Below are 12,538 nucleotides of genomic sequence, written 5' to 3'. Positions count from 1 at the left end.
AGCCCGACCCAAACACCAACCCTAACCCAGAAACTCCACCTATAAAAACCGACCCAGACACCAATCCTAACCCACCAATTTCGCCTATAAAGCCCGACCCAAACACCAACCCTAACCCACCAATTTCGCCTATAAAGCCCGACCCAAACACCAACCCTAACCCCACAAATCAAATAATTAATCCCACACCCATAACACCTATTACCACACCGGCATCCCAACCCCCCACAATTCAAACAAACCAAATTACACCCCCAACAACCATAACAAACCTCCCGACTCAACAAAACCAAATTACCTCAACCATAACAACCCTCCCAAATCAACAAAGCCAAATTACCTCAACCATAACAACCCTCCCAAATCAACAAAACCAAATTACCTCAACCATTCCCTCCACTCCAGTCATGGAAATTATAACTCCCATTTCCTCCATCCCAACTATCCAAAACCAACCCCAATTATCGCCCACAGAAACTAGAACCATTACCACCCAAATTTCCCAAAACTTATCAACAATCACCCCCGAATCATTACCCGCAGCCTCATCCACAACAGGAGCAGGTAGTCCAATTTCGTCACCGGCAAACAATACTAATAACTCCGTAAAACCCACTTTTAACAACATCCAACAAACCTTAAACCAAACATCAACCCTTACCTCATCCCAGCCAAACAATCAACCCTCACAAATTTTATCGCTCGACTCCTCTCTATTATCCAAACCCCAAGACTCCCTAACCATAAACTGCCACCTAAACAACTCTCAAACCTCATCCCTCATCGCCAAAAAACAACTTTCACAGCTACAATTACCTACCCTTTGCCAAATTCAATAAACCCTATTAAACCCATCGGATGCCCTCAAAAATAACATCCAAACAAATTACCATCCTCACCCTATTATCTGCCGGCTATATCCTCATGGCCGGCAGAAAAACTCATGCCCAAACCCCCATTAATCCCCCCAACTATCAAAAAACAAACATTTCCATACAAAATCTACCCCCACAGCAAGCCGAACAACTTTTACAACAAGGATTAAAACACTATCAACAAAGCCAATTTCAAGCCGCCATTCAATCTTGGCAAAAAGCCCTAGAACTTTATCAAAACCTTAACAACCACGACGGAAAAGGCGTAATATTAGGAAACTTAGGAATCGCCTACAAAGCCTTGGGAAACTATCTCTTAGCCATAGATTACTTAAAGCAAGCCTTAGAAATTCACCGTAACCTCCAAAACCCCCAAAAACAAATCATCCTCTTAAACAACTTAGGAAACACCTATAGCGCATTAGGAGAATATGAGCAAGCCATCCAAAACTATCAGCAAAGCCTTAAAATTGCCGAAACCACCAACGACACCCTTAGCCAAGGAATTGCATTAGGACATTTAGGAATTATATCAGCCAATTTAGGCGATAATCAACAAGCAATTTCTTATTACGAAAAAAGCTTACAAATCGCTCAAAATAACAACGACAAAGAAGGAGAAGCCCATACCTTTAATAACTTAGGTTCAGCATACCACGCCCTAGGAAACCAAACCCAAGCCCTCACCTACTATCAAAAAAGTTTAGAAATCGCCCAATTAATTAACAATCGCCCCATACAAGCCGCAGCCCTCAGCAACTTAGGCATTTTTTATGACCAATTAGGCGAATATCAAAAAGCAATTCAATATCACGAAAATAGCTTACAAATTACCCGCTTAATTAACTCACCCCAACAACAAGCCCAAGCCCTCAATAACCTCGCCCACGCTTTTTTTAAAACAGGAAAACTAGACGAAGCCGAAAAACAATTACGCCTAGCCATTCAACTTTTAGATTCTCTGCGAACCAACCTTAATGATAGCTATCATATCTCAATTTTTGATACTCAAGCCCTCACCTATAACTTATTACAACAAGTCTTAATTGCTCAAAACCGGCCCGATAGCGCCTTAGAAATCTCCGAACATGGAAGAAGCCGCGCTTTTGTTAGCTTATTATCAAAACAACTTTCTTCAGTCCAAAATTCAAACCTCCCAACACCCCCCAACATAACCGAAATACAGCAAATAGCCCGTACACACAACGCCACCTTAATTGAATATTCAATAATTCCAGAAGACGGCTTTTTAAGGCAAGGAAAACTACGAGGAGAAGCCGGAGAATTATTTATCTGGGTAGTGCAACCCACCGGCCAAATTCACTTTCGCCGCCAAAACTTAAAATCCTTCAATCTTTCCATAAAAGAACTCATACCAAGCAGCCGTATTTCTTTAGGAGTTCGTAGTCGCGGCGAAACAGAAACTCTCGCGTTTGCTGCCGGTGATTTAGTTAAATTAAAAGACGATGCACCCGACTGGGAGCCCTGGCAAGTTGTCAAAATTGATCAAACCTCAAAACAAATTCACCTCACACAATCTTCCTTTCCCGAAGGAGTCACAATTTCCCGCCCCATCACCGATGTTGCTACCAAAGTAGAATCACGCAATAGCACTAATTTTCATTTTCAAAAACTCCATGAAATACTTATCGAACCAATCAGCGATTTACTGCCAAAAAATCCCCAAGAACGGGTAATATTTATCCCCCACGAAGAGTTATTTCTAGTACCCTTTGCCGCCTTGCAAAATCAGCAAGGCAAATATTTAATTGAAAATCATACCATCTTAACAGTGCCGGCAATTCAAATCCTAGATTTAACCTTAAAGCAAAAACAGCAACTCCCCCCGCCAAATTCTAACCCCCAAGCACTTATTATTGGTAATCCTAAAATGCCCCTGGCAACCCCAGGGCAATTAGCCCTACAAAAAAACGAGCCGGTACAACCTTTAGCAGCCCTTCCCAATGCCGAAATAGAAGCAAAAGAAATCGCCAAAATTTTTAAAACAAACGCTTTAACCGGCCCAATTCCCACCAAAAAACTCGTCATCGAAAAAATGCAGCAAAGCCAAATTATCCACTTAGCAACACATGGCTTACTTGATGATACCCAAGGATTAGAAAGTGCTATCGCCTTAGCGCCCGATTTTAATGATAACGGATACCTCACAGCAAGCGAAATTCTCAACCTAAAATTAAAAGCAGAATTAGTTGTTTTGAGCGCTTGTAATACAGGGCGTGGTAAAATTACCGGCGATGGTGTAATAGGATTATCTCGTGCTTTAATCAGCGCCGGATCACCAAGTGTAATCGTTTCTTTATGGGCAGTACCCGATTCACCCACAGCCTTTTTAATGACAGAATTTTACCGAAATTTACAACAAACCGGCGACAAAGCTTTATCATTAAGAAACGCCATGTTAAAAACAAGCGAAAAACATCCTAACCCCAGAGATTGGGCAGCTTTTATATTAATTGGTCAGCCTTAAAAACGTCGCTAGTTGGGTTAGTATCCTATTTTTTATAGAAGTTGGTCAGCCTGACGGAGCGACAAGGGATCTAAAAGCTTTAGAGGGCGACAAGCGCCCCTGAAAGTTTGATGACTAATGGTTTTTTGGTTTTGTCTCATAAGCGCCAAAGTAGAAAGAAACAACTTGCTTATTGGCAATAAACTATGATGCCCAACAATATACCCTTGTTTAATCCTGATTTTATGGTAAAAAAGGACGATCCCGCTAATATGGCAAGACCGCCACAAAAACTAATAATAGGTTTAGAAATAGTTAAGTTGCTATAGATCGCAAAGTAGCACCTAAGACCTTTACCTGGTAAAGGATTGAGCGTTTATTCCCCAAAAATCGAGATATAGGCTATTTGAGAAAAGTATGTACGTCAAGAAAAGTAAATATTACTTTTCTCGTTTAATTCCAACTTGTTTTCTAAGATTTCAACCTGTTAGGAATTAGAGTAAAAGCCTTAACTGCTAAGAGTTTCCAATTTTCTCTCAGTTCTTACGGCAGAGTAAAATCCATATTCTGCTGTGGGATCTAAATATTGGAAGGACACAGACAGGTAGTAAACGTGAAAATAGCTGTAATCTTTGCCAGATGAGGCTTTGAAGTCCTACTTTGCGGGTCTGTAACATTTGCTATCTCTGCGCGTATTTGGCAGTTGATTGAGGGCCGTAGTGTGCTTTTATTTACTGAAGTGTTTCGGAATGCCGAGCAGATAACGGGACTTAAACAAAAACTGAGTCAAAAATGGCTAAAAGCCCAGACAGAGCAAGCTTTTCAGGCTGAAAGAGCATATATCCAGAATTGGTAAGGGTTTCAGCCTGAATGAGTTCCGTGACATCTTTTCTTTACCCAGACGGGTTTTCAGCCTATTTCGGGGTGAAAAAAGGTCTAAGTCCCGATAAGATATTGGCCAGTATTCGTCTAGGGTGCTGGTAATCTACATTTTGTTTATGCCGGTCGGCAATTCGCACGAGATGAGGTATTTCCGAGTGTGGCTATGAAATTCGGTATCTTGCCCGTGTCTGCTTGGATGCTATAGGTATTTTTCCCTCTCAATGTAGAGCTCCGAGAGTTGCCCAGATTTTGTCTGTACCAGACTGGGAGGGATACCACTCTGAACACTTGGTTGTGTCCGCTTGTTCTTTAGCCGTAACATTTTGGAAATTAGATGTACGCAAAAACTTTTTACCGATTTGCATAAAAGTTGTTTTTCCCCTCTGAGTAATAGGCAACAGTGGTAACAAAAAGCATTAGACAACCCTGCCAAATCCATGACAAGTAGAAAGATACAGCCATGAATACTTGGAATTTAGCCTTGCCATTCAAGGCAACTTTATCCTTAATCAACTTTCCACATCTAAGGCTTAAAACGCCATCTAACGTAGGGGAAAGCAAGCACAATTCGATTTGAGTGTGAAGATCATTTACGCAATTCAGCAAAAAGGCAAACTATGAGTTATACAGATAGCAACAATACATTTGGGGAAGCAGTAAATTTAGGTTCACTTCCCTCAACCAATATTTTATCGGGACGAGGAATGGTGGGTAATCAAGACCCGTTTGATTATTACAGATTTACCGTCAACTCAACCGCTCCTGTTACTATTAATCTTTCCACTTTCTTGGGAGATCGACAAAACTCTTCTTTAGAACTTTACAGTAGCAATGATTTCTATTTTCCTATTGGCCGTTCTTACAATTCGCCCTTCGGAGCAAGTGATACCGAGAGCATCAGCCTCACTTTAACGCCTGGAACTTACTATGCAGCAATCATTGGCCAAGCTGCTTGGGATGTGAGCGATCCTATGAGCTATTCCTTAAATGTAATTAGTCCGCTTTCGCCGCCACCGCCACCGCCGCCGCCGCCGCCACCACCGAATCAAACGTTATACGGTACATCCGGGAATAATCTCATAGTTGGCGGTGCAGGTAATGATACGATTTGGGGACGACAAGGAAACGATACCCTACAAGGATTAGGGGGAAATGATTGGCTTTATGGAGAGGAAGGAGGAGACTCTCTGGACGGTGGAGAAGGCGATGACAGGCTGTTCAGTTCAAATGATACTCAGGGCTCTAGCGGGGATGTATTTGTTGATATTTTACATGGGGGATCTGGTAACGACAGTTTGAGGGGAGACTATGGTAATGATGAGCTTTATGGCGGAGATGGTAATGATCAAATTTTAGGTGGTTTTGGCCACGACAATCTCCAAGGAGGGTTAGGTAGTGACTGGCTTTCAGGAGACGAGGGAGATGACAAAGTTTTTGGTTCCCAAGGAATAGATTTTCTTTACGGAGGACTCGGAAACGACTTGATCGATGGCGGTTCTGATAATGATGATTTGTGGGGAGACTACGGTAATGATGAGCTTTTTGGTGGAGATGGTAATGATGAGCTTTTTGGTGGTCTTGATGAGGACAATATTGAAGGAGAGTTAGGTAATGACCGGCTTTTAGGAGACGAGGGAGATGACAAACTTTTCGGTTCCCAGGGAGTAGATTCCCTTTACGGAGGACTCGGAAACGATTGGATCAATGGCGGTGCTGATAATGATCAATTGTTTGGTGATATTATGCCTGCTAATTTAGCTATACCGAGTAATGACACGCTGGTAGGTGAAGCAGGAAACGATTATATAGATGGCCATCAAGATAACGATTCTTTAAGTGGAGGAACAGAAAACGATACCTTGCTTGGGGGTTTAGGAAATGATTCACTTTTAGGAGATGGGGGTTATGATTCGTTAGATGGAGGGGATGGCAATGATCTATTAAGGGGTGGCACAGAAGATGATGTTTTATTAGGAAGCGGGGGAAATGATACCCTCTTTGGTGAAACTGGTCACGATAATTTAGATGGAGGAGAGGGGGATGATGTTATTGAGGGAGGAGATGGCACTGATATTTTAAAAGGTCGAACGGGAAATGACACTCTCAATGGAGGTGAAAGCCAAGATGAACTTATAGGCGCACGAGGTAATGATTCCCTTTATGGAGGTGCTAGCAATGACAGACTTTATGGTGATGATGGCAATGATACTCTTGTTGGTTTTGGGGCACAAGTAAGTGGAAGCCAGTTTGATCAATTGACTGGAGGGTTTGGAGAAGATTTATTTGTTCTGGGTATTTCTTCAACTTTTGCCGGAACTGCTTTTACAGATGGAGTGGCTTCTATTTTAGACTTTAACCGTACTGAAGGTGATAAAATTCAGGTTTACGGTAAGGCTTCCGACTATACTCTTTCTCCGTTTTTTGCTGGCACATCAATCGCTTATCAAGGAGATGTAATTGGAATTGTTAATACTTCCATTACAACTTCTGATTTAAAGTTTGTTGCTCCTATCATTGTTAGCATTCCTACCACACCTATTTTTCCCTTTGGTGGGTCATTTGGCTTATAGATGTGTTAGAAAGCGTTGGAAGCTTTACTTTACCAAGCATTGAAGACAATTGTCTCTTCATCAGCCCCCAACCTTCGCTTGTATCACCTGGGTAAGAATGGATTGGGATCTAAACAGTGTCCGCAGGAAAATCCCTGCGGACATGGGTTGATAAGTCCAAAGTTTGAGAGCGTCTCATAAATTATCACAATACCTCAAGTATGGGGGTATTTTAAGCACTAAAATTTAACTGGAGTGTTACTGCAATTTCGTTGAATCAGACTGGTGAACCATTGGGGAACCGGGTATGTAGAGTGTGCGGGAATTTAGGGCCTTAGAGCTTGAACAATTCACCTTTGTTGCTCCGAACCTTTAATTTTTATCTACCAAAACTCATGTCAGAACAAAGCAATCCCAATAAAGATGTTTTAATTGGAACAATAGATGCAGATATCCTTGCGGGAATTGCCGCTGCTGATATATTATTTGGGTTAGCCGATGACGATTTATTATTTGGCAATACAGATGATGACTTAATATTTGGCAACACCGGCAATGATACCCTACACGGCGGAAAGGGAAAAGACCTACTACAAGGAGGCGCAGACGATGATCAAGTCTATGGTGATTTAGGCAATGATACAGTTAAAGGTGAACTAGGTAACGACACCCTGTTTGGCGGATGTTCTGGCAGCAGCAACAACGACAGTAAAGGCAATGACCTCCTGATCGGGAATAACGGTGATGATTTAATTTTTGGCAATGGGGGAGAAGATCAGCTTTTCGGAAACACCGGCATCGATACTCTAGCTGGCGGAAAAGGCAACGATACCCTTAATGGAGGAGTAGAAAATGATATTTTATCAGGAGATATGGGAGATGACCGACTTGTGGGAGACTTAGGTGCAGATACTTTAAGCGGCAAAGACGGTAATGATACCTTTGTGATAGGCTTACGCAAAGATATCCCCGGAATTTTATCAACAGGCGGCGCAGAAATTAAAGATTCAGACTATATTACAGATTTTGTAAAAGGTTCTGACAAAATAGAATTTATTGGTGGATTAACATTTGAGCAAATAAAGATTTTTAGCGGGACTGGAGAGTATGCTGGGTTTAGCATTATTCAAGAAACAGTTTTTGGACAATATTTAGCAATTTTACGGGGCATAGAAGCGGCTACAATTGAGCGTAGTTATTTTGTTGGTTTAACTGCTTCAACACCAGCATATATCCCAACACCAACGCCAACACCGACAAATAACGCACCCACAACTGGCACAACAATAACATCACAAACAGCCACAGAAAAGAGCGCCTTTCAATTTACGATCCCGGCAAATAGCTTTAGTGATAGCGATGGAGACACGCTCAGCTATAGCGTTAAACTAAGTAATGGAAATAGCCTGCCATCGTGGTTAAAATTTGATGCCGCAACTAAGACATTTGCAGGGACACCAACAGCCACAGATATCGGCACACTTTCGTTAATAGTTAGTGTCAGTGATGGAAAAGCAGGAACGGCAACTCAAAACTTTGATATTGTCATAAATGCCGCCTCACCAGAAGCACCTTTTGTAGCAACTCCTATCGCCGATCAAAACAATGTTTTAGCCGGCACTTTATTTAATTACACAATTCCTGCGGGAACATTTACAGATCCCCAAAATGACAATTTAACTTATACTGCCACCTTAGCAGACGGAACACCCCTACCAAGCTGGCTACAATTTAATCCAACGACTCTGACATTTAACGGCACACCAACTAATGCAAATGTTGGGGTTTTAGGAATTAAAGTTACCGCCACAGATCCAAATGGAAATGCCATCAGTGATGACTTTAATTTGACAGTAAATGCTGTAAATAATCCTCCAGTTGCCGCTACTATTAGCAATCAAAATGCCACAGAAAATGCAGCATTTAACTTTGCTATTTCAGCTGGCACTTTTAGTGATGTAGATGCAGGCGATAGTCTAACTTATACGGCAACTCTTGCAGATGGAAGTGCTTTACCTTCTTGGCTGACATTCAATAGTGCAACACAGACATTTAGTGGAACACCGGCTAATGGTGATGTCCGTACATTGTCTGTAAAAGTAACAGCAACAGACACAGGTAATGCTTCAGTATCAAGTAACTTTGATATTGTGGTTACTAATGTTAACGATACACCAACAGTTACATCAATAAGCAATCAAAATGCCACAGAAAATGCAGCATTTAGTTTTGCCATTCCTGCCGGCACTTTTAACGATACAGATGCAGGAGATACCCTAACTTATACGGCAACGCTTCCAGATGGAACAGCATTACCAGCTTGGCTAAGTTTTAATGCGGCTACCCAGACATTTAGTGGAACACCGGCTAACGGAAATGTGGGGACTATCACTGTAAAAGTGACAGCAACAGACACAGGTAATGCTTCCGTATCAAGCAACTTTAATATTGTGGTAGCTAATGTTAATGATGCGCCAACAGTTACATCAATAAGCAATCAAAATGCCACAGAAAATGCAGCATTTAGCTTTGCCATTCCTGCCGGCACTTTAAACGATACAGATGCAGGAGATACCCTAACTTATAGTGCAACTCTTGCAGATCAAACAGCATTACCGGCTTGGTTGACATTTAATGCGGCAACACAGACATTTAGTGGAACCCCACTTAACGAAAATGTTGGCACATTGTCTGTAAAAGTCACAGCAACAGACACAGGTAATGCTTCAGTATCAAGCAACTTTGATATTGTAGTTGCTAATGTTAATGATGCCCCCACTTTAACAGCAACTCCAGTCACTCTCACAGCAATTGATGAAGATGCCACAACTAATAACGGCGAGGCAGTTGATATTACAGCAATTACATCATTTATTAATGATGTGGATGTTGGCGCTGTTAAAGGTATTGCCGTAACAGGTGTTGATAATATCAATGGTAAATGGCAATACACGACAGATGGAACTACCTGGAACGACTTTTCAGCTACCACAGGAAGTAGTGTAGATATTTCTAATGCTGCACGACTGTTAACGGCTTCTGCTACTAACAAAATTCGATTTGTTCCGAATCCTAATTATAACGGCAGTTCTGGAAATATTACTTTCCGTGCTTGGGATACCACGAGTGGGATAAATGGCGATGTAGCAGATATTTCCTTAAATGGTGGAACAACAGCTTTTAGTAGCACTACAAATACGGCAAGTTTGACTGTTAATGCTGTTAATGAGCAGCCGGTGGCTGTAGATGATCTTATGCCAGATGCAACAGTTTTGTTGAGGACAGGAATTTTAATTCAAGCTTCAACTTTACTGGTAAATGATAGCGATGCAGAAAATGATACCTTGACTGTTACCAGTGTTTCTAATCCCACAAATGGCACTGTATCTCTGATAAATGGGTTAATAAAATTTAATCCCACAACTACAGGTAACGCCTCATTTATTTACACAGTATCAGATGAAAATGGAGGAACTGCTGAAGCAGCAGTGAATTTCAATATCACTTCTGTTAATTCGGTGAATTTGAGTAATATTGTATCGGCGACGAATTTGCCATTGGGGGCGAAGGGTTTTGTAATTAATGGTGAGGTGACTAATGAAATGAGCGGCTTTCCTGTCAGTAGTGCAGGAGATGTCAACGGTGATGGGTTGGCTGATTTTATTGTTGCTGCTCCTGGTAATACTCCTAGTTCTGATATTAATGCCAGGAAGTCTTATCTAGTGTTTGGAAAAATAGACACTACGGCAATCAATTTAAATTCTCTCGGTACTGGGGGTTTTATTATTAATGGTGAAGCGGCGGGTGACAGGACTGGCTGGAGTGTCAGCAGTGGAGGAGATGTCAACGGCGATGGTTTTGGTGATTTAATTATTGGCGCTCCCGAAGCTGATCCTGCTTCTGTTGATCGTGCTGGTAAGTCATACGTTGTGTTTGGAAAAACAGACACTAATACAATTAATTTAATCTCTCTCGGTAGTGGTGGTTTTATCATCAATGGTGAGGTGGCGTCTGATATTAGTGGCTATTCTGTTAGCAGTGCCGGCGATGTGAATGGTGATGGTTTATCTGATTTAATTGTTGGTGCGCCTGGTCCTATTCCTGCTTCTTTCCCTGTTGGTAATCCTGGTTTTGATCCTACGTCTGGTAATTATACGGGCAAGTCATACGTTGTGTTTGGCAAAACAGACACTACACCAATTAATTTAAGTTTTCTCGGTACCGGCGGTTTTATCATTAATGGACAAGCTTTTGGTGACCAGAGCGGATTTTCTGTCAGCAATGCAGGAGATGTAAACGGTGATGGTTTTGCTGATTTAATTGTTGGTGCCCGCTATGCTGATCCTGCTTCTGGTAGTGCTGCCGGCAAGTCATACCTAGTGTTTGGCAAAACGGACGCTACAGCAATCAATTTAAGCTCTCTCGGTACGGGGGGTTTTATCATCAATGGCGAGGCGGCTGGTGATTTTAGCGGCTTTTCAGTCAACAGTGCCGGCGATGTGAATGGTGATGGTTTGGCTGATGTAGTTGTTGGTACTTTATTTGCTGATACTGCTTCAGGAGTTGATGCCGGCAAGTCTTACCTGGTGTTTGGCAAAACAAACACTGATGCAATTAATTTAAATTCTCTCGGTACTGGTGGTTTTACCATTAATGGTGAGGCGGCTAATGATTTTAGTGGCATTTCTGTCAACAGCGCAGGAGATGTCAACGGGGATGGTTTGGCTGATTTAATTGTCGGTGGTCCTGGTGCTGATCCTGCTTCAGGAGTTGATGCGGGTAAGTCTTACCTGCTGTTTGGGAAAACAGACGCTAATGCAATTAATTTAAATTCTCTCGGTACGGGCGGTTTTATCATCAATGGCGAGACTGCTGGTGACTCTAGCGGTGTTTCTGTAAGCAGTGCAGGGGACATCAACGGTGATGGTTTTGCTGATTTAATGGTGGGTGTTCCGGGTGCTGATCCTGCTGCTGTTATTAATGCTGGCAAGTCATACGTCATTTTTGGTGGAGACTTCACCGGCGCAGTTACTCAACTTGGTACTGATGCTGTTGATAATCTCACCGGCACCGCTAATAATGAAGCTTTAGTTGGTGCAGCCGGGGATGATATTCTCAGTGATGGTGGCTTTACTAATGTCCTGATATATGGCGGTACAGGTAATGATTCTATTAGCATCAACAATGCTAATTTCCGCCGCTTAGATGGTGGTTTAGGAAATGATACTTTGGTATTAGCAGGAAGTGGCATAACTTTAGACCTCACCGGCACTTCTGATAATACAAAAATCGCATCTTTTGAAACTATCGACTTAACCGGCATCGGCAATAACACCCTCGCTTTAAGTTATGGTGCTTTGTTGAACTTGGTTGAAGAAACTCGTGGTGCCGGTGGTTTCAACCGTTTAACTGTACGCGGTGATAGTGGAGATGTTGTGACTGCTAATTTAACCGGCTTTGGTTTTACTAGCAGCGTTGGTACAACTGAAACCACCTACACTAAAGGCAACTTGCAGTTAGTTGTAGAAAACGATATCAATCAAACCGGCATTACCGTTTAATTTCACAAACTGGGGGGTTCAGTTAACTTTTTAGCCGTAAACTAAAGCTTTGAAAACCCCGGTTTCTCTGCTCAATTTTCTTGAATCTCAGAGGTTGAGAATATCATATCCACCGGCGTCACTGCATGGGAGCATCCCGTTTTTGTAAAAGACCGCTTAGGCTAGTTGACCATTAAGATAAGCACAACGAAGTTGTAACATTTG

At 42.0% G+C, this 12,538-nt stretch carries 3 protein-coding genes and 1 pseudogene; all 4 read left to right on the top strand.

The window, feature by feature from the left end; all coding sequences use genetic code 11:
• Positions 1-839: pseudogene (locus NG798_RS24220) on the top strand (hypothetical protein); the annotation flags it as partial.
• Between the two features lie 19 nt (positions 840-858).
• Positions 859-3,363, top strand: coding sequence for a CHAT domain-containing protein (locus NG798_RS24215; protein ID WP_261226287.1), 2,505 nt, complete (start codon positions 859-861; stop codon positions 3,361-3,363).
• 1,478 nt (positions 3,364-4,841) lie between these two features.
• Positions 4,842-6,794: a calcium-binding protein gene (locus NG798_RS24210; RefSeq protein WP_261226286.1), complete on the top strand. Its 1,953-nt coding sequence runs from the start codon at positions 4,842-4,844 to the stop codon at positions 6,792-6,794.
• A gap of 374 nt (positions 6,795-7,168) precedes the next feature.
• Positions 7,169-12,334, top strand: a complete 5,166-nt coding sequence (locus NG798_RS24205; RefSeq protein WP_261226285.1) for a putative Ig domain-containing protein — start codon at positions 7,169-7,171, stop codon at positions 12,332-12,334.
• Positions 12,335-12,538 lie beyond the last annotated feature (204 nt).

Source organism: Ancylothrix sp. D3o (genome assembly GCF_025370775.1).
Classification (GTDB): Bacteria; Cyanobacteriota; Cyanobacteriia; order Cyanobacteriales; family Oscillatoriaceae; genus Ancylothrix.
The sequence above is the reverse complement of the archived record's forward strand: the minus strand, read 5'-3'. Positions and strand labels throughout refer to the sequence as shown.